Origin of the sequence: Arthrobacter sp. PAMC25564 (assembly GCF_004798705.1) — a bacterium.
Lineage (GTDB): Bacteria > Actinomycetota > Actinomycetes > Actinomycetales > Micrococcaceae > Arthrobacter.
In genome coordinates this window covers 2,337,118-2,355,636 of record NZ_CP039290.1, presented here as the reverse complement: position 1 = coordinate 2,355,636, position 18,519 = coordinate 2,337,118, and the positions used below count along the sequence as shown (strand labels likewise).

Annotated in this window: 15 protein-coding genes, 1 pseudogene and 1 riboswitch; of the genes and pseudogenes, 9 read left to right on the top strand and 7 right to left on the bottom strand. The window is 66.2% G+C overall.

The window, feature by feature from the left end:
• Positions 1 to 210: 210 nt before the first annotated feature.
• Complete coding sequence (locus E5206_RS10925; RefSeq protein ID WP_205759899.1) at positions 211 to 1,113, bottom strand: undecaprenyl-diphosphate phosphatase; 903 nt, start codon at positions 1,111 to 1,113, stop codon at positions 211 to 213.
• 205 nt (positions 1,114 to 1,318) lie between these two features.
• On the opposite strand from E5206_RS10925, the gene E5206_RS10920 reads away from it, so the two are divergent.
• Positions 1,319 to 1,618 (top strand): VTT domain-containing protein, encoded by a 300-nt coding sequence (locus tag E5206_RS10920; RefSeq protein WP_168709321.1) that lies wholly within the window; start codon positions 1,319 to 1,321, stop codon positions 1,616 to 1,618.
• 103 nt (positions 1,619 to 1,721) lie between these two features.
• Here E5206_RS10920 and E5206_RS10915 read toward each other — a convergent pair whose 3' ends face one another.
• Positions 1,722 to 2,378: a DUF1345 domain-containing protein gene (locus tag E5206_RS10915; RefSeq protein ID WP_136322495.1), complete on the bottom strand. Its 657-nt coding sequence runs from the start codon at positions 2,376 to 2,378 to the stop codon at positions 1,722 to 1,724.
• 131 nt (positions 2,379 to 2,509) lie between these two features.
• Between E5206_RS10915 and E5206_RS10910 the strand changes: the two genes are divergently transcribed.
• Positions 2,510 to 4,072, top strand: coding sequence for an LCP family protein (locus E5206_RS10910; RefSeq protein ID WP_136322494.1), 1,563 nt, complete (start codon positions 2,510 to 2,512; stop codon positions 4,070 to 4,072).
• Positions 4,073 to 4,244: 172 nt separating this feature from the next.
• Here E5206_RS10910 and ftsW read toward each other — a convergent pair whose 3' ends face one another.
• Positions 4,245 to 5,468, bottom strand: a complete 1,224-nt coding sequence (gene ftsW, locus E5206_RS10905) for a putative lipid II flippase FtsW (RefSeq protein WP_240689643.1) — start codon at positions 5,466 to 5,468, stop codon at positions 4,245 to 4,247.
• Between the two features lie 349 nt (positions 5,469 to 5,817).
• On the opposite strand from ftsW, the gene E5206_RS10900 reads away from it, so the two are divergent.
• A complete protein-coding gene (locus tag E5206_RS10900) occupies positions 5,818 to 7,224 on the top strand; it encodes an FtsW/RodA/SpoVE family cell cycle protein (protein WP_136322493.1) in 1,407 nt (468 codons plus the stop codon).
• A 336-nt stretch (positions 7,225 to 7,560) separates the two neighbouring features.
• On the opposite strand, the gene E5206_RS10895 is transcribed toward E5206_RS10900, so the two are convergent.
• From E5206_RS10895 to E5206_RS10885, 3 genes are all read right to left on the bottom strand, one after another.
• Positions 7,561 to 8,013: a hypothetical protein gene (locus tag E5206_RS10895; protein ID WP_136322492.1), complete on the bottom strand. Its 453-nt coding sequence runs from the start codon at positions 8,011 to 8,013 to the stop codon at positions 7,561 to 7,563.
• A 23-nt stretch (positions 8,014 to 8,036) separates the two neighbouring features.
• On the bottom strand, positions 8,037 to 9,323 hold the full coding sequence (locus E5206_RS10890) for a CBS domain-containing protein (RefSeq protein WP_136322491.1): 1,287 nt from the start codon (positions 9,321 to 9,323) through the stop codon (positions 8,037 to 8,039).
• A 92-nt stretch (positions 9,324 to 9,415) separates the two neighbouring features.
• Positions 9,416 to 11,041 (bottom strand): NRAMP family divalent metal transporter, encoded by a 1,626-nt coding sequence (locus E5206_RS10885; protein ID WP_240689641.1) that lies wholly within the window; start codon positions 11,039 to 11,041, stop codon positions 9,416 to 9,418.
• A gap of 395 nt (positions 11,042 to 11,436) precedes the next feature.
• A riboswitch (M-box (ykoK) riboswitch) is annotated at positions 11,437 to 11,607 on the bottom strand.
• Positions 11,608 to 11,774: 167 nt separating this feature from the next.
• Here E5206_RS10885 and E5206_RS10880 point away from each other — a divergent pair.
• The 6 genes and pseudogenes from E5206_RS10880 to E5206_RS10860 all read left to right on the top strand — a co-directional run.
• Positions 11,775 to 12,140 carry a metalloregulator ArsR/SmtB family transcription factor gene (locus tag E5206_RS10880; protein WP_136322489.1) on the top strand — a complete coding sequence of 122 codons (366 nt, stop codon included), beginning with the start codon at positions 11,775 to 11,777 and terminating at the stop codon, positions 12,138 to 12,140.
• Complete coding sequence (locus tag E5206_RS10875) at positions 12,137 to 13,273, top strand: cation diffusion facilitator family transporter (RefSeq protein ID WP_240689639.1); 1,137 nt, start codon at positions 12,137 to 12,139, stop codon at positions 13,271 to 13,273. The genes E5206_RS10880 and E5206_RS10875 overlap by 4 nt, the downstream gene beginning before the upstream one ends.
• Complete coding sequence (locus E5206_RS10870) at positions 13,266 to 13,745, top strand: peptidase (RefSeq protein WP_240689637.1); 480 nt, start codon at positions 13,266 to 13,268, stop codon at positions 13,743 to 13,745. The genes E5206_RS10875 and E5206_RS10870 overlap by 8 nt, the downstream gene beginning before the upstream one ends.
• Positions 13,746 to 14,196: 451 nt before the next feature.
• On the top strand, positions 14,197 to 16,206 hold the full coding sequence (locus E5206_RS10865; protein ID WP_205759898.1) for an HAD-IC family P-type ATPase: 2,010 nt from the start codon (positions 14,197 to 14,199) through the stop codon (positions 16,204 to 16,206).
• 44 nt (positions 16,207 to 16,250) lie between these two features.
• Positions 16,251 to 16,847, top strand: a complete 597-nt coding sequence (locus E5206_RS19290) for a cation-translocating P-type ATPase C-terminal domain-containing protein (protein WP_168709319.1) — start codon at positions 16,251 to 16,253, stop codon at positions 16,845 to 16,847.
• A 122-nt stretch (positions 16,848 to 16,969) separates the two neighbouring features.
• Positions 16,970 to 17,288 (top strand): annotated as a pseudogene (locus tag E5206_RS10860) (recombinase family protein); the annotation flags it as partial.
• A gap of 87 nt (positions 17,289 to 17,375) precedes the next feature.
• On the opposite strand, the gene E5206_RS10855 reads toward E5206_RS10860, so the two are convergent.
• Complete coding sequence (locus tag E5206_RS10855; protein ID WP_136322488.1) at positions 17,376 to 17,999, bottom strand: mechanosensitive ion channel domain-containing protein; 624 nt, start codon at positions 17,997 to 17,999, stop codon at positions 17,376 to 17,378.
• Between the last annotated feature and the right edge of the window lie 520 nt (positions 18,000 to 18,519).

The window sequence follows — 18,519 nt, the reverse complement described above, 5'->3', positions numbered from 1 at the left end:
GAACGGTGGCCAGAGCCTGCCCTCCGGCGGGGCTTGGGGATCCCATGACCGGAAGAGGGGCTTCTGCACCGGTAGCGCCGGCGCTCCTGGACCGGGTTTGACTGCGGGAGGCCGGAACCGGCGTCGTGGTGGAGAGCCTGCCAGTCGTCGGCGCAGGTATTCACGAAACCACGGTCACCTGGGAAGGAACCTCAGGGGCTACCCGTTGGCCTATCCGATGATGAGCATCGCCGTGAAGTAGATGGCGCCGCCGGCCACGCAGTAGATGGCGAAGGGCGTCAAGGTCCGGGTTTCGAAGAACCTGAGCAGGAATTTTGTGGCGAACCATGCCGCGACGGCGGAGCAGACGGCTCCGACGAGGAAGGCCGGACGCTCCTCGGACATCGCAGGGCTGAGCAGCTCCGGGAGTTTAAGGACCGCGGCCGCGCCGATGATGGGCGTGGCGAGCAGGAAGCTGAACCGGGCGGCGTTTTCGTTGTTCAGCCCCGAAAGCAGGCCCCCGACCATGGAAGAGCCGGACCGGGAAATACCCGGCACCAGGGCCGCGGCCTGCGCCGCGCCGATACCCAGCGCCTGTTTCCAGGAAAGCGTCGTGGCGATCCGGGCATCCGAAGCCGGGCCGTCCGCGGCGGAACCGCCCGAATCCGGACCGGGCACCGGATGCGCTGTGACGCGTGGCCGCTCGCGCCGCCGCAGGCGTTCTGCGGTGAAGAGGACCAGCCCGTTAAGTATCAGGAAGGCGGCCGCGATGAGCGGAGATGCGAACAGCGCACGGATGGGTTTCTCCAACACCAGGCCCAGGATACCGGCGGGAATCGTTCCGATGATGAGCAGCCAGCCGAGTTTCGCGTAGGTGTCGGCCGGGCTGATTTTCCGGTCCCGCACGGATCGGCCCAGGCCCTTGAAGATCTCAATCCAGTCTTTGAGAAAGAAGATGAACAATACGATGGCGGTGGCCAGATGGGTGGCGATGAGGAAGGTCAGAAACGACGGCGCGTTCTGGTCCAGGTTCCACCCGAACAGCTTTGGAAAAATGACACTGTGACCCAGACTGGAAATGGGAAAGAGTTCGGTGATGCCCTGGAGGAAGCCAAGGACAGCAGCCTGGATCATATTTATCATTATGCGAGCTTATCCGGGGACGGTATCAGGCAGATAAACGGGGCAGGAATTCCGGTCGAGCCCCCGAATGCACCGGCCGGATGCCCGGGCTAGCCAGCGTCGAGTGAAAACTGTGTGCCAGCGCCGGGACGGGCCGGTATCGGCGGACCGCGGCGGGAGCCCGGTCTCTCCCGGGGATGTAAGCGGCAACTTAGAAGTGACCGGAGACAACATCGCGTACCGGGTCAGCACGCGCCTCAGCACCGGATACCGGTGGATGAACAAGCCAGGGATTGAGCGGCTCCTGCACCGGGCCCGGGCCGAACTGGAGAAGCGCGGTGCGGTCCTGATTTTCGCTGGCCGTTACCTTCCCGGAGGCCGCACCGCCGTGAATCTCAGCGCCGGCGCCACGGCCTATCCGCTCACCAGATTCATCTGGCTGGACGCGGCTGCCTCCCTCGTCTGGGCCCGGGTCACCGGACCCGAAACCGGCGACCCAACCCAAACCCCGAACTAGAACCTTAAGCGGCGTCCTGGAGATTCCGGACGGCCGCGCGCCGTTACGACCCATGAACCGCCGCCAGTCCCACCGCCGTCCGTGGCGCGCAGAAACCGGCCCGTCAGTGGACGAGGCCGGAGACGAGGTTGATGACGGTGGCGAGGACGATGGCGCCCAGGACGTAGGAGAGCAGGGCCTGGCGGAGGGCGGTGTACCGGATGGCGTCCGTGGTCAGGTCCGTGTCGGAGACCTGGAAGGTCATCCCGATGGTGAAGGCGAGGTAGGCGAAGTCCGCGTAGCGGGGCGGTTTCTTTTCGTTGAAGTCCACGCCGTCGCTTTCCCTGTAGTAGAGGGTGGCGTACCGGAGCGTGAAGAGGGTGTGCACCAGGAGCCAGGAGAGCGTGACGCTGCCGAGGGCCAAGGCGATGATGGCCGCCTTCGACCCGCCCTGGGCGGAGCCTGCCTCCAGCAGGATCAGTGCGACGCCGCCGAAGCTGGCCAGGGTGGCGACCAGCACCAGCACGTCCGAGACGACCCGTCCCGGGTCCTCCCCACGTGCGCGGGCGTGGGCGGCGGTGCCGGTGGCGTCCAGGCGCCCGATGACGGACCAGACCAGGATCAGGTAGGTCAGTGATGCGGCCGCCCAGCCCAGGGCCGGGGCGTAGGCCCACGACCGGAACATTCCAACTGGCAGGGCGACGGCCAGCCCGGCAACGGCCATGGCAGCCACGCTCACGCCGGAGCGGTGGAAGGCTGTACTGAAGTCAGGAATAGTCATCGCACGATCATGACATCCGGGCGCCGTGCAGCGTGGGTCATGCGGTGTGTCGTACCCCCAGGACGGCGTGAACTGTGCCGACGCGCCTGACGGGGGTTCCCAGCAACGGCCAGTATCATGGGCGGGTCCGAATGTCCCCGGGAGAGGTAGCCACATTGCTCGGTCGTCACCACACACCTGGCCCGGAATCAGGGCCTTCCGCGCCCGTCCCCTACCCCGGTCAGGGCACGCTGGTTGATAACAGCCGCAATCACCCGGCCCGCCGGCGGCCGCGCTGGCTCAAGATCACCGGCATCGCCGTCGCCGTGGTGTTCCTGGGGGTTGTCGTTTTCGGCGGCTACTGGCTCTGGCGCCTCCAGTCGAACATCTCCAGCTCTGCTCTCGGAGCCGGCGGCCTCCGGACCGAAGGCCCGGTCGACGACCGCAAGGACCGCCTGCAGATCCTCGTCCTGGGCAGTGATACCAGGAGCGGGAAGAACGGACAGTACGGGACCGCCGACCAGTCCTCGGGCTATGGGCAGTCCGATGTCATGATGCTGCTGGATATTTCCGCGGACAACAACCACGTCAACGTCATCAGTTTCCCCCGTGACCTGCTGGTCGACGTCCCGGCCTGCACGGACCGCACGACGAACCAGCGCCACGACGCGCGCCCCAACGTGATGATCAACAGCGCCATGGCCGACGCCGGAATCGGCTGTGCCGTGGACACCGTGAACAAGCTCACCGGAATGGAAGTCGACCACTTCATGATGGCTGACTTCAACGCCGTGAAAGAACTCTCCAACACCGTCGGCGGCGTCGAGGTCTGCGTCAACGCCGCCGTCTTCGATCCCGAATCCGGCCTCCGCCTGCCCAAAGGGACCTCGCAGGTCCAGGGCGACCAGGCCCTGGCATTCCTGCGCACCCGCCATGCCTTCGCCGACGGCGGAGACCTGGGCCGGATCAAGGCCCAGCAGTCGTTCCTCGCTTCCCTGACCCGGAAACTCAAGGCCGACGGCACCCTGGGCAACCCGCAGAAGATGCTGGGCGTTGCCGACACCGTTACCAGGAACCTGACGGTCGATGATGGTCTCGCCTCTGTTCCGACGATGCTGACCCTCGCCGACCGGCTCAAGAACATCGACCCGGCCAAAGTCAACTTCATCACCGTCCCCACCGTCCCTGCGGCGTCGGATCCCAACAGGCTGGGCCTGGACGAACCGGCAGCAGGCAACCTGTTCGCCATGCTCCGGCGAAGCGCCGATCTCAGCCAGCCACCACCCGGCACCGACCCGGGAACACCCTCCGCGGATCCGTCCACGGCGGCGGCAACAAAGCCGGGCTATGACAAGGCACTCCAGCCCGTCACCGTCGCCAACGGAACCAGCGTGCCCGGCAGGAGCACCGACATCGGGGCACTCCTGACCGGGGCCGGCTACACCAAACTGGCCCGGATCCAGGCACAGCCCCGACCGCAGTCCATGGTCTACTACGGCCCCGGCTTCGCCGACGTCGCCGCCGACATCGCCGCACTCTTCGGGCTCCCGCCCGCGAGCGTGCAACAGGTAACCGGTGTCCAGGGCGTACAGCTCTACGCCGGTGAAGACTTCACCAGCGGCACAAGACCAGCACCACCTACCCCCGCCCCAAGCGACGTCGTCGCCCAGACCGCAAACGACCAGACCTGCCAAACCACCAATCCGGGTGGTTAGGCAGATTGCCCGGTGAGTGTGCGACGGCCGCCCCGATCTGAGCCAAGAGTGCGGGCATCCGGACCGCGGCTGAAAAGGCCGCCCAAGGATCAATTGCCCGAATGTGCCCTTTCTGGCCGGTGGTCCCGCCCCTGCAAGAGTCCCGGCCGGACTTGCCGGTACTGCGCAGGGCTTAGGAACTCCGGGCCGGTTGCCGGGACATCCGGGCGTCTTCGGCGTTCTGGTTGGTGCGGGTGACGGCGAGGATCATGCCGATGCCGGCCAGCGAGGAGACCATGGCAGAGCCGCCGTAGGAGATGAAGGGCAGCGGGACTCCGATGACGGGGAGCAGGCCGCTGACCATGGCGATGTTGATGATGGCCTGTCCGATGATCCAGGTGATGACGCTGCACGAGACAATTCGGGCGAAAGCATCCCGGGTCCGGGCGATGGTCTTGAACACGGCGACAGCGAGGATGGCGAAGAGTCCGAGGACCAGCAAGGTGCCCGCCAGGCCCAGTTCTTCCCCCAGGATGGTGAAGATGAAGTCGTTGTGCGCTTCGGGGATCCAGTTCCATTTCTGCCGGCTTTGCCCGAGTCCCACCCCGAACCAGCCACCGGATGCCAACGCGTATTGGCCGTTCAGGGCCTGGTAGCCCAGTCCCTGCGAGTCTTCCGTGGAGCCCATCCCGAGCCAGGAAAAGATCCGTCCCATCCGATTGCCGCTGGTCGCGGCCAGGACCAGTGCCGCCACGGCGCAGGCCGCCGCGGCCACCCCGAAGACCTTCATCGGAATGCCCCCGTAGAACAAGGTGGCGGCAAGGATCATCATGATGATCAGGGTCGTGCCCAGGTCATGGCCAAGGGCGACGAGTGCCATGATGACCGCGCCCACGGGCAGCAGAGGAATGACCGCGTGCTTCCATTGGCCAAGTAATTTCTGCTTCCGGGACAGCACGGCGGCAGCCCAGACGATGAGCGCGAGTTTGGCAAACTCCGAGGGCTGGGCGGTGAACCCGCCCACGTTCAGCCAGTTCCGGTTGCCGTTGACCGTCATGCCCAGCGGCGTGAAAACCAGGACCAGGGCGATGGTGGCGGCGATCAGCATGGGCCATGCCAGTTTCCGGATATAACGGACCGGCAACCCTGCAAGGACCAGCATGATGACGACCCCGGCGAGGGTCCACATGCCTTGTTTCAAGGGAAGATCATAGGGGTTGACCCCGGAGGCGACGGACTCTACCGAGGAAGCCGAGGCGACCTCGACCAGGCCGATCGCCGCGAGCGTCAGCACCACGGCCAGGATGACCGGCCGCTGACGGTCCGCGGATTCGTCCGCCAGCCACCCTCTGATACGGCCCGACCAACGCCCCGGCAGGGTCTTGTGCGGAAGCGGTTTCTTTGTTGCGGTCATCATCTCATTGCTCCGTGGCTTCCGTCCGGCTCTGGTCCCCGCGCCGGTCCGTCGCGCGGACAATCGGCACCCAAAAACGATACGTCCTCTGTCCGTCCCGATTGCCGACCTCGGGCGCTGCGCGTCCGTGTCGGACGGTTCCTCAGGTTCAGCGCCGGCGCCGGATTCCGGTGGTCCGCTGCACCCCGTACAAGAGGACGGCCAGCCGGCGGCCCGGTCCCTAGTAGAATGGGGCCTGCCCGACGCCTGTTGCCGCGGTCCGAAGACGGTGTTACCAACCTGGCTCATTGTTCGGTCAACCGCCGGGCAACCGGGCCCCGACTAGTGTTTCCCACGCGGAAAGAGGCAGTATATGAGCCAGCAGAACGCCGTCGTGAAGCCGCGCAGGAATGTCGAGGCCCTCTTGCTGCTTGTGGCGTTGATCATCGGGATCGGTGCCAGCGCGATGGTCAGCCTGGACAGGAACGAGGCCCTGGGTTCGGGGTTCTGGTTCCAGGCGGGAACCCTGACCGTTCTGGCTGCGGTGTTCCATGTTGTTTTGCGGGTGCGGGCGAGCTACGCGGACCCCGTGATCCTTCCGATCGTGGTGGCCCTGAACGGCATCGGCATCGCGATGATCCAAAGCCTGGATACGGCCGCAGGGACCGACGCCGGAGGCAACCAGCTCAAGTGGACGGCCGTGTCCGTCCTCATCGCCGCCGCCGTCCTCTGGTTTCTCAAGGACCACCGATTGCTGCGTCGGTACACGTTCATTTCCCTGGCCGTCAGCGCCGTGCTGCTGATCCTGCCGCTGGTTCCCGGTGTCTCCGCCGGTGACATCAACGGTGCCAGCGTCTGGATCCGTCTGGGCCCATTGCAGTTCCAGCCCGGAGAAATCGTCAAAATCACCCTGGGGGTCTTTTTCGCCGGATACCTGTCCGCCAACCGGGACCTGATCCTGCTGGCCGGCAGGAAAATCGGACCCCTGCAATTCCCCCGCGTCAAGGACATGGGGCCGATGGTGACTGCCTGGGCCGTCAGCGTCGGGGTGCTGGTCTTCCAGCACGACCTGGGCATGTCCATTCTCTTCTTTGGCCTGTTCATGGTCATGATCTACGTCGCCACCAGCCGGGGCAGCTGGCTGCTCCTCGGACTGGTCCTCATGGCAGGCGGCGGCTATGCCGCGGCTAAGATATTCCCGCATGTGAGTCTGCGCATCGACGCCTGGGTCAACGCCTTCGACCCGGTTGTCTACGAACGCTTCCCGGGCGGGAGCGCCCAGATTGTCGAGGGTCTGTTCGGGATGGCCTCCGGCGGCCTGCTCGGCGAAGGCCTGGGCCTGGGGCGCCCGGACCTGGTGCCCTTCGCCAACAGCGACATGATCGTCGCCTCCCTCGCGGAAGAACTGGGTCTGGCCGGCATCGTTGCCATCGTCAGCCTCTACATACTGCTCTTCACCCGCGGGTTCCGGGCCGCCCTCGGGACCCGGGACCCGTTCGGGAAACTGCTGGCCTGCGGCCTGTCTTTCGCCATGGCGCTGCAATGCTTCATCATCATGGGAGGCGTCACCCGTCTCATCCCGCTCACCGGGCTGACCACCCCGTTCCTCTCCGCCGGAGGCTCCTCCCTGCTGGCGAACTGGATCATCGTGGCCCTCCTGCTGCGCATCAGCGACGCCGCCCGCAGACCCCACGCAACCGGCCCGCTCACGACAGAGGCAGAAGAAACTGTGGCCAGTCCGGACCGGAAGACCCCAGCCGGTCCGATGCCCGGCCACTGAACTGGACGCGGGAACCCGCGGCCGCAGCCCGGTACCGCCGTAATCGACTGCCGCCTCTCCAGCGTCCTGATCAGACCTACGCGAGCGACGTGTGGGTGAGGTGCGGATTCAGGTCGCTTCAAAATCGAATGGAGCCGCCTGCCGTCCCGCGAGGCGTTCATCGGCCGCACCGGTGACGCTGTCTGTCAGCGGCCTGACCCGTGGCGGGACTGTTCGCCCCTGACGCCATCGTGTCCGCGCCGTGGGCGTCCCCGGTGTGGCTGACCGGTGCCCTATGCCGGGCAGCGGCGTGACTGCTCCAGGGCAGCGGTTTGAAAGAAGCGGCCGGGACCGGTTTCAGGTCCTGGGCGCGTGCCGGCGTCCGGCCGGCAGGAGGTCCCGGAGGCTGTTGCCGGCCAGGGTCCCTGCTGCGACCAGGACGATCGGGAGGAGGGGCTCGTGCCAGAGGATGCTGCCGATGCAGCCTGCCGCGATCGCGGCGATGAACAGCAGCCGCGCTCTGGTCGCCTTTTTTCGTCCCCGCACCGGCACAGGCACGGAAGCAGGCCTTGTCAGCCGGGGCGGGGCTGATGTCCGGGAGGGGGTCGGGGTGCCGGGTTCGTGGTCGGCGATGAGGCTCACGAGCGGCACGGGTACGCGTGTGGTCCGGGCTGCCTGGGCCGGGGTGAGGCCCCGGGAAAGCAGCCGGGGCACCAGCAGGGTGCGCAGCCCGGGGCGGTGGTCGCGGTCAGGCCGCGGAGTATGGCCGTAGTTGGATGCCCGGCCCGGTGTCGCGGGTGTCTGGTTCATGGCGCTTCGCCCGCGATGTCCGGTCAGTTTCCCGGTGCCGTCTGGCTGTTTCGCGCGGTGTGCCTGTTGGGTTCACGGTGTGTCCAGTCGGAGGGGATGGCGGCTTCGAGCGCGTCATCAACGGTGATGACGCCCAGGATGCGTCCTTGCCCGTCGAGGACGGGAAGGGTGAGCATGTTGTAGTCGGCCATGGTGGTGGTGACGTCGATGATGTCGTCCCCGGCGGTCGCGCTGACCGGCTCGGGGTCGGCGGCGTCCCCGAGCAGGGCCGCGGGGTCTGCCTGCAGGGCCTGGACCAGGCCGATCACCCCTGCGAGGGTTCCATCCGGGTGCAGGCTGTAGATCGTGGTGAGGGCTTCGGGTTGTTCGGTGGTGGCGGTGCGGATGCTCTCGAGTGCCTCGGCAATGGTGGCCGTGGCCGGCAACGCAGTGTAGTCGGTGCCCATGAGTCCCCCGGCGGTGGCGTCGTGGTAGCCGAGCAGGGCCATGACCTTGGTGTGCTGGGGTCCGGGGAGGAGCGCGAGGATGCCCGTCCGGCGTTCCTGCGGGAGATCCATGACGGCGTCGGCGGCGTCGTCGGCGCGCATGCGGGACAGCACGTCCGCGACCTCCTGGTCGGTGCGGTCCTTGAGGATTCTCGACTGGCGGTCCTCGTCGAGTTCTTCAAAGACGTCGGCTTCAAGTTCCGGGTCCGTGTGGACCCGGGCAAGGAGCTCATCCTGTTCCTTCTCCGAGGAGCCCTCGATGAGGTCCGCGATCTCGGCCGGTTTCAGCTGCCCGAACCGGGCGGACAGGGATCGGGCCTTGCTGGATGCCTCGTGACCGATGAGGGGCAGGAACCGGTTCCAGTCTTGGAAGGGGTGCGTGTCGTGCCGCCGGTCGATGCCGAACCAGCGCGGCTTGTGCACGTCCAGACCGGTGACGGACCACCCCGTGGACGTGTCGTGCAGTTCGATGTCGTATGCCTTAACCATTACCGTGTGGTCGGTGTCGATCAGCCGGTGGCCAAGGACATCTTCCTTGAGCAGTACCTCGCCCTCGCGCCTGGTGAACGGACGCAGATCAAGTTTGGCCGTCCGCAGCCGGATGCTGCCGGGTTCGATGCCGGCGAGCTTCTCCATCGGGGCGAAGAAGCGGTTGGATCCGACGGCAACGACCAGACCGGCCAGCCGGGGGTAGTCACCTTCTTGGAGGCGGACGATGGCGTCGGCGAGGGTCCCGATCTGGTTGCCTTTGGAGTCCAGGACGGGGCGGCGCAGCAGGGCCGAGAGCCGGATGGCCGGTATTGCCGTGGTGCCGGGGGTGCTCATCTTCGGGGGTGCCTTTCGGAAATTCTAGGATAAGGGGTGGGATAACTGTCCTATCTGGAATCTACGCTGTGCCTGTTCAGCCGCCAAGGGGTTCAGCCGCCGAGGGCGAGCTGGACCACACGGACGATCACCAGGATCATGGCGATCAGCAGGTAGGTCCGCAATACGGTCAGCCCGGTCCGGCCGGCGGTGGAGAGTTTGGGGGCCGTCAGCAGCGCCAGGGGAGGCATGCGCCAGTCCTGCCTCCCGGTCCGGTCGATCGGCGCCGCACCCGGGCCTGGCCGGAATCTGGCATAGAGCAGGTAGGCCGCCGTGCCCAGGACGCAGACGGCTGCCCCGCCCGCGAGGATGCCGATAATCGCCCCGCTGCCCATGTCGGGGAAGAGCACCCCTGCGGTCAGGACGAGGGAGAGGATCACCAGGACTGCGATGATGAGGGCGGTGAAGACGTTCGTGGCCCTGCCGTTCACCCAGGGGCCCAGGACCTGTTTGTCGTTGCACAGCAGCAGCAGGAACACCGTGGCCGAGGGCAGCAGGACACCGGCGAGGACCTGGACGCCGACGGTCATCAGCCCCAGCGGGGCCCCCGGGATCAGGACGATGACCGCTGAGATGATCAGGATGCCGGCGAACACGGCGTAGAAGCCTTTCGCATCGGAGATTTTCCGGTGCAGGGAATGCTTCAAACCCAGCACATCCCCCAGCGCATAGGAAGTGGAGAGCCCGACCGCGGCCGCGCCGATGATTGAGGCGTCGATCAACGCCACCGCGAACAGCACCCCGGCGGCCTTCCCGACGTAGTTTTCCAGGCCGTCCGCCACTCCGCCGGCGTCGGTGAAGTTCCCGAATTCAGGGTGCCCGGCGAACGTGGCCGCGGTGAACCCCATGATGGCTCCGGCGCCGATGATCACGATCCCGATCCCGAGCCACAGGTCGACCTTCTCGTACTTCATGTACCGGGGGGTGATGCGCTTGTCGATCAGGTACGACTGCTGGAAGAACAGCTGCCACGGGGCGATGGTCGTGCCGACGATGCCGATGATCAGCAGCGTGACCGTGGACAGGTCTGAACCGACAGGGAGCCCGGGGATGAAGAAATCATGGGTCACCTGCCCCAGGTCCGGGTGGACCATGACGATGATGGGCACCAGCAGCAAGGACCCGGCGACCAGGGTCATGCACACCCGCTCGAACCGTTTGAATGACCCGGTCGAGGCCGCGCCGATGATCACCACGGCGGCCACCAGCACGCCCGCGGCCTTGGGGATGCCCAGATAGTCCAGGCCCAGGCTGATGCCTATAAATTCGGTGACAATGGTCAGGGCGTTGAGGATGAACAGGTCGATGACGCTGAACGCGCCCCAGAACTTCCCGAACCGTTCCAGGATCAGCCGGGCGTGTCCGACGCCGGCAACCACCCCGAGGCGCAGAACCATTTCCTGGTTCACGTACAGCACCGGAACCAGCAAAAGCAGCGTCCACAGCAGCGACGTGCCGTAGTTCTGTCCGGCCTCGGTATACGTCCCGAAGGCCCCGGCATCGTTGTCCCCGACCATTACGATCAGGCCGGGACCGATAATGGCCAGCAGCGTCTTGACCCGGGTCTTCCAGCCGCTTCCCGGCGATTCCTCACCGAGCCGGATGGTGCCGAAGGCGCCCTTGATGTCGCCGATGTGGGCGCTGTCCAGGACAGCCGCGGGGGCCGGGCCGGCTGGCACTGCCGGGCCTGGAGTCCTGACTGGCGAGGGCGCTGGCGCCGGTGATGGTGCCGGTGATGAGGCAGTGTGGGGTGTGGGTGTCGGCCCGGAATTGGTGCTGGGCTCGGGACCGGTGTGGGTGTTGGCGGGCATGGGAATGTCCTCCCGGAACGTAGAGACCTTTTGGATGCAGAACGCGGACATCACAGATGCCGGCGCAACAGGAAGAGGTCCCGGAATTGGCTAAGCGGTCAGGATGCCGGCCTGCACAGAGCAGCGACCGGCGGGGGAAGAATTTGTGTTCAGGACCGCGCGGAGGCGGTACCGGTAGATGGACTATGACCATCGTTCACGGGTAACCACCTCCATTCCGGGTCCGGCGGCGCCGCGGAGGAGGCCGGACCCTGCGGCCGGCAACTGCCCCTCCTCGTAAGACCTTTGGCACTTCACGGCGTGAACCCGGCGTTCCGGGAGCCAATCGGGGCAACCCCTTAGACCGGGGGAACCTGTCCTGACCCGGGGCGTCTCTCGACGTTGGGGGTCGCTGGCATGTATCCGCGAAGGAGCCTCAGCTAACGAACGACACCTTGCCCAGTAAATATAGGCCTCCCTCCCTGCACGCGCCAAACAGGCCACAAAACGTCCGCCCCGGGGCCCTGCACGCACCAGACACGCTGGACCGGCTCCGGAGCATAGGAGCCGGCCCCGGCGCCACCCGACATGCCTCATTCTATTCGTATGAAACAATATACGTATGGATGCAGATAAAGCGATATGCGGGCGGGAACCTGACAGCCAGTACGTGGAACTGGCTGTCGAAGTGTTTGCCATGCTGGCTGACGCCACAAGGGTGCGGATCATTCTTGCCCTGCGCGACGGCGAACTTCCCGTCGGCCAGCTCGCCGAGGTGGTCCATAAATCCCCGGCATCGGTATCCCAGCATCTGGCGAAAATGCGCCTCGCACGCCTGGTGACCACCAGGCAGGATGGAACACGAGTCTTCTACCGACTGGAAAACGAGCACGCCCGCCAGCTCGTCGCCGACGCCATCTTCCAGGCCGAACACTCCCTCGGGGGAACACCCCGACATCACCACTCCGAAAGCGCGGACCAATCATGAGCACCCCCCACGACCGCGGCACCCACTCACACCCCACGCTCGAAACAGACCCTCACGGACACGACGACCACGGGCATGACCACGACCATGGGCATGGGCATGGGCACGGGCACGGGCACGGGCACGGCCATTCCCATGAGCATCCGACGGGGATCAAGGGCTTCCTGTACGGGTTATTCGTCCCGCACACCCACGACGCCGCGGACTCCGTCGACGATGCCCTTGAGGCGAGTGAACAGGGCGTCAGGGCGGTGAAAATCAGCCTCTTCATGCTGCTTGGCACCACCGTCCTTCAATTCATCGTGGTGCTGATCAGCGGCTCCGTAGCTCTCCTCGCTGACACGATCCATAACTTCTCCGACGCCCTGACGGCGGTGCCGCTGTGGATCGCGTTCCTGCTGGCCCGCCGGCCCGCGACCCGGCGTTACACCTACGGCTTCGGCCGGGCCGAAGACCTGGCCGGACTCTTCATCATCGGCGTCGTCGCGCTCTCGGCCCTGGTGGCCGGGTGGCAAGCGGTCGACCGTCTGATCCACCCCCAGCCCATCCACAACCTGGGATGGGTCGCCGTCGCCGGCCTGATCGGCTTCGCCGGCAATGAGGCCGTGGCCATCTACCGGATCCGGATCGGCCGGAAGATCGGCTCCGCGGCCCTGGTCGCCGACGGCGTCCACGCCCGGATGGACGGCTTCACCTCTCTTGCCGTGGTGCTGGGCGTCATAGGAGTCTGGCTAGGGTTCCCGCTGGCCGACCCGATCGTGGGGCTGCTGATCGCGGCTGCCATCATCATCCTGCTCTGGGGGACGATGCGGAGCATCGGCCGGCGCCTGATGGACGGCATCGACCCCGACCTCCTGGACCGCGCCCGGTCCGCCCTCGCCGGGACCCCCGGCGTGGAGGCCGTCCCGGCCCTGCAGCTGCGCTGGATCGGCCACCGCCTCCAGGGCAACGCCAGCATCCAGATCGCCGATATGCCCCTCTCAACCGGCGAACAGATCGTCCGGGACGCCGAGCACCGTCTTGGCCATGCTCTCCCGAACCTGGACGGCGTTTTCATCCGCCCCGTCACCGCTCCCTCCGGCCACGGCGAGGCGGTCCCCGATGACCCGGCGCACGTCCACCACCATGGCTGAACAGCATCAGATGGTGACGATGCATGACGTGGTGGCCCGGATTCCCGGGCATCGCAGCTTCACCGTGACCGCGGAGGCCCTGGCCATGATCGGGGTATTCGGTGGCTTCCTGTATTGCCATCAGGGGAAAGGCGGCTGCCGCAAACAGGGGCTGTACTTCTCCCGGACCGAACCCAAAAAATCCCTCCGCTGCCGGCTCACCACCCCGGCCTCCACGGGGCCCGAACTAGATCCCGGACTCAGCCAGGACAGCATCGAAGAAATCATCCTGGCCGTCAGCCATGAACTGGCCCCGAGACTGGACAGCGCCGTGCTGGACTTCGGAAACTACAACAAAATGCAGCGGTTCATCTGGTCATCGATGCCGGCCGCCAACGGGCCGCGCTGCGTATGCCGCCGCTCCATGGGCACCCCCGCCGGAAAACGCTCCCCCTGCCTCGACGATCAAGGAATCGGACTCAGCGACTCCTGAAACACCGGACACCGAGGCCTCGCTCGTCCCGACTTTCGCATCCGCCCCCGGCGGTGGCGGCGCTGTCCGGACCAGCAGGGCACTGCGAGCAGGAATTACGGGCGATCGTATGGCTGCGCTCACCGCTGATTAGCGTCATATCTCTTATGCCTGCAGCAGCATCGCCACCTGCGGTCGCCCTGGACAGCATCCGTGGGCACCGTCTGGCAAGAGTGACGACGCCCGTCAGCAGGCACCGGCCGGCTCGGCCTGGCCTCTTGGCCTCGTGGTCTCTTGGCCTCTGGCGCCTTGAGTTGATTCGCGCTCTACTGGCGCCATGGAACCGGATGATGATCCATTCCCGCCCGAAGCGTCCGCTTCCTCACCTGGTGCGGAGGAACTTCGTGAGTCTGCGGACCCGCGGGCACCTGTTCAGCGCGTGCTTCGTGACCTGCGGGCGAGCCGTGCGGGGTTGTCGGAGCGCGAAGCGGCACGGCGTCTGGTGGTGTACGGGCCGAACGAGATCACCCGGCGTGGAGGCCTGCAGTGGCCGCGCCAGATCGTCCGGCAGCTGGTGCACCCCCTCGCACTGCTGCTCTGGCTTGCGGCGCTGCTGAGCTATTTCAGCGGATCAGCCGCGCTGGCGGGGGCAATCGTCGCGGTCATCCTCCTCAACGCGGGGTTCGCTTTCCTCCAGGAACGCCATGCGGAACGGGCCGTCGAAGCCCTCTCCGCCTACCTTCCGCCGCAGGCCCGGGTCCTGCGCGACGGTGAGGAGAAGCAAGTCCAGGCCAGGCTGCTGGTCCCGGGCGATGTGCTGGTGGTGCGCGAAGGCGATCGTGTCAGCGCCGACGCCCGGCTCCTTGAGGGCTCCGTGGAAATGGACGTCTCCACCCTCACCGGGGAATCCCTTCCCGTCCTCAGGAGCGCGGCGGGCCGGCCGCCGGAGGGACCGCTGCTTCAGGCGCCGGACATGGTTTTCAGCGGCACCAGCTGCACCGGCGGCGATGCGTTGGCCGTGATCTTTGCCACCGGCATGCACACCGAACTCGGCCGGATCGCCGCGCTCTCCGAACGCGTGGGCCACGACCAGAGCCCGCTCGAAAAGCAGGTCACCCGGGTCGCGCGGATCATAGCCATCGCCGCCGTCGCCATGGGCATCGCGTTCATCCCCGTAGGCACTCTTCTCGGCCACCTTTCCCTGAGCGACACCCTGAACTTCGCGATCGGGCTGCTCGTCGCCAATGTCCCCGAAGGCCTGCTCCCAACCATCACCCTCGCCCTGGCCGTCGGCGTGCGCATCCTCGCCCGCCAGGGGGCCCTGGTTAAACAGATCTCCGCGGTCGAAACCCTGGGCTCGACCAGTGTCATCTGCACCGATAAAACCGGCACCCTGACCATGAACCGTATGCGCGTCACCAATACCTGGACTTCCGGCGGGTCCCTCGACCTGGACGCCGCACCACCATTCGCAGGGCCTGGCTCACCGCCCGTGAGGCTGGCCGCGGCCGCGGTCGCATGCAACAACGCCGGTATTGACGGCGCAGGCAACGAAAGCGGCGACCCCACCGAGCTGGCCCTGTTGCACGCCGCCGTCACCCTCGGCGTGCCCGCGGACCGGCACGCCGTCGAACGGCTCACCCAGTTCCACTTCGACCCGACCCTGCGGCGCATGTCCACCGTCGACCGCACGCCCGACGGTATCCGCGTCCACTGCAAGGGAGCCCCCGAGGAACTCCTGCCCCTATGCACCTGGATCGCCACGGACGGCGGCGGAGCACGGCCTCTGGCCCAGGCGGAGCGCGCCGCCACGGGCTCGATCGTGGACAGCTGGGCCGAGAAAGGCCTGCGGATCCTGGCAATCGCCGAACGGGAACTCACCTCTCAAGAGGACGCTGGTTTGCCCCGTGAGAAAGCCGAACGAGACCTGACCCACCTCGGACTCGTCGCAATGTTCGACCCGCCCCGCCCCGAAGTCCCCGACGCCGTCGCACGGTGCCACACCGCAGGAATCCGGCTCATCATCGTCACCGGCGACCACGGCCTCACCGCCCGCGGCATCGCCGCCCGGGTAGGCATCGGCGACCGAGGCATCCGCATCACCACCGGTGCCGAACTGGACCGGATGCCCGAAAAGGACCTCGATGAACTTCTCAACACCGAAGAAGAACTGATCTTCGCCCGCAGTTCGCCCGAAGCCAAACTCCGCATCGCCGATGCCCTGCGCGACCTGGGACAGGTCGTGGCCATGACCGGTGACGGCGTCAACGACGCCCCCGCCCTCCGCCATGCCGACATCGGCGTGGCGATGGGAAAATCCGGAACCGACGTCGCCCGCGAAGCCGCCACCATGGTCCTTACCGACGACAACTTCGCCTCCATCGTCAGCGCCGTCCAAGCCGGACGACGCGTCTACGACAATGTCCGAAAATTCATCATCTACATCTTCGCCCACGCCACCCCGAGGTCGTCCCCTTCCTGATCTACGCCGCTTCCGGAGCCAACATCCCCCTCCCCCTCACCGTCATGCAGATCCTCGCGATCGACCTCGGCACCGAGACCCTCCCGGCCCTCGCCCTCGGCCGCGAACCCGAAGAACCCGGAGAACCCGGAACCATGAACCGGCCACCGCGCCAGCGCGGACAAAACGTCATCGACGGACCCATGCTCGCCCGCGCCTGGGGCCTGCTCGGCGGAGTCTCAGCCCTGCTCGTGACCACAGCCTTCCTCACCCCCCTTGTCCTCGGAGGCTGGCAATACGGCGCAGACACCCGCACCGGCCCCCTGCACCAGGTCTGGATGCAGGCCACCACCATGAGCTTCCTGGGCATCGTCGCCTGCCAGATCGGCACCGCCGTCGCCGCACGCACCCAGACCGCATCCCTGGCTCAAATCGGGCTCACCAGCAACCGCCTCCTGCTTTGGGGCATCGCCTTCGAAATCACCTTCACCGCCGCCGTGGTCACCCTGCCACCACTCCAGGACATATTCGGCACCCGCCCGCCCGAACCATGGCAGATCCTGGCCCTCGCCCCCTTCCCCCTCGTCGTCTGGGGAACCGACGAACTCTGGCGATATAGCCGGCGGCGGAAAGCACAGAGGCAACGGCGGGCCCCGGGCTGACGCACCCGACACGCATGCCCCGCCGAAACCCGGCATGCCGGGGTCGCAGCCACCGCGCCTCTATCGCGAGAGCCTCGGCACTGCACAACCCGGAGTTGGAGCCAGTTCCGGACGCGGCGCCCCGCAAAGTCAAGCTCAGCATTGGCGGCTCCGTCCACGACCCCACCGATCCCGTTGGCCGGCTTCTCTTCAACGTCCTGGCCATGGTCGCCGAACTCGAAGCCGACCTGATCCGGGCAAGGACCCTAGAAGGGATGGCCGTCGCCAAGGCAAAGGGCCGCCTACGAGGGAAGGAACCCAAGCTTTCAAAAACACAGGAAGCCCACCCGGTCTCCGTTCAACGAGCGGGGACACACGTCGGTGGAACTTTCCGAGCTATCCGCGGTAGCCCGTTCAACCGTCTACCGTGCCATCAAGCGCGCTGGCGAGACCACCGGTTAGATCCGAAAAATTTCACCGCCCAAAGCCGAAATCAGCACCGATACGCCCTAAACGTGAATTTCCGTTCCGATCTTCCCCGGACCCCGGCTATTGGCCTGCGTCGGTTCCCGGTTCATCCGGTGAGGAGCCGTCGGTGGAGGGCGTGTAGCGGCCTTGTGAGCGGTTGCCGACGCGCAGTATTTCTCCGTTCCGCAGGTACCAGATGGTGCCGTCCCCGGCGCGGACCCGGGTGATGCGCAGGCCCACAGACTCAACGGTTCCCACGACTTCGCTGGTCTCGATCACATCGCCGATACCGTATTGGTCCTCCAATGTGATAAAAATTCCGGCCAGGAAGTCACGTATCAGCTGCTGGGCGCCGAAGCCGATAGCGATGCCCAGTATCCCGACGCTGGTCAACAGCGGCGCGACGTTGACCTCGAGTGCGCCAAGTGTGTAGATGATCACTGTCACCACGACAAGGACGGTGACAATGCTGTTCAGCAGGGATCCGATGGTTTCCGCCCGCTGGACCCGGCGTTCGTGATCCAGGGTCCGCAGGACGGGCTGCGCCCACCGGAAGTGAGGCCTCTTCAGCATGGCGTAACCGTTGCTGACACGCCCGACGATGCGGGAAATGATGGACCGGGCAACAGCCCAGGTCGCGACCCCAAGGCCGACAGTAATCACGACCTGGAGAAGGACGCCGATCCATTTATCCGTGAAAACCATTCATGGCACCCGCTGTCCATCTGCGGGGACCCCCGCGGTTGAAAAACTACGGCTTCCAGCGTAACGGCCACCGCCCGCCGCAGCACCCGCCGGCCCCAGCCGGCCCTCCAATCAACCGGCAAACGCGTGCCGTCGAGGCAGGTGCCTGCTCAGGACACATCACAGCCGGTCATTCCCCCGCGGCTCCAACAATCAGAGCGCTGCCTTGACCACATGACTTTGCCCCGCCTGCGACGGAACAATCTTCACAATTCAGCAAGATCCCTGCTTCTCAGGCTTGAACCAGAGAGAAAGAGCGGCGCGGGATCGTGATCCGGACGGGCTCGAACAGCGTCAGGTAATCCGCTCCCGAAGCCATGCCGCGGGGTGCGGCAGGTGAACAGATGACGGCGGCGGCTCTGACCTATCTTCTCCGGGTTTGGTCCAATCATCAGGGCCCTGAACCCGTCCGCGGCAGCCGCCCGCCGTGAGGATCCGGAGCGGGGCACGGCGGAAGCGCTGATTCTCGCGGCCACCGTTG

Excerpts from the sequence above, each read along its gene's own strand:
- E5206_RS10910 (WP_136322494.1), top strand. The coding sequence starts at position 2,510 with ATGTCCCCGGGAGAGGTAGCCACATTGCTCGGTCGTCACCACACACCT.
- ftsW (WP_240689643.1), bottom strand. The coding sequence starts at position 5,468 with ATGATGACCGCAACAAAGAAACCGCTTCCGCACAAGACCCTGCCGGGG.
- E5206_RS10925 (WP_205759899.1), bottom strand. The coding sequence starts at position 1,113 with ATGATCCAGGCTGCTGTCCTTGGCTTCCTCCAGGGCATCACCGAACTC.
- E5206_RS10880 (WP_136322489.1), top strand. The coding sequence starts at position 11,775 with ATGGATGCAGATAAAGCGATATGCGGGCGGGAACCTGACAGCCAGTAC.
- E5206_RS10895 (WP_136322492.1), bottom strand. The coding sequence starts at position 8,013 with ATGAACCAGACACCCGCGACACCGGGCCGGGCATCCAACTACGGCCAT.
- E5206_RS10855 (WP_136322488.1), bottom strand. The coding sequence starts at position 17,999 with ATGGTTTTCACGGATAAATGGATCGGCGTCCTTCTCCAGGTCGTGATT.
- E5206_RS10915 (WP_136322495.1), bottom strand. The coding sequence starts at position 2,378 with ATGACTATTCCTGACTTCAGTACAGCCTTCCACCGCTCCGGCGTGAGC.
- E5206_RS10890 (WP_136322491.1), bottom strand. The coding sequence starts at position 9,323 with ATGAGCACCCCCGGCACCACGGCAATACCGGCCATCCGGCTCTCGGCC.
- E5206_RS10900 (WP_136322493.1), top strand. The coding sequence starts at position 5,818 with ATGAGCCAGCAGAACGCCGTCGTGAAGCCGCGCAGGAATGTCGAGGCC.
- E5206_RS10875 (WP_240689639.1), top strand. The coding sequence starts at position 12,137 with ATGAGCACCCCCCACGACCGCGGCACCCACTCACACCCCACGCTCGAA.
- E5206_RS10870 (WP_240689637.1), top strand. The coding sequence starts at position 13,266 with ATGGCTGAACAGCATCAGATGGTGACGATGCATGACGTGGTGGCCCGG.
- E5206_RS19290 (WP_168709319.1), top strand. The coding sequence starts at position 16,251 with ATGCAGATCCTCGCGATCGACCTCGGCACCGAGACCCTCCCGGCCCTC.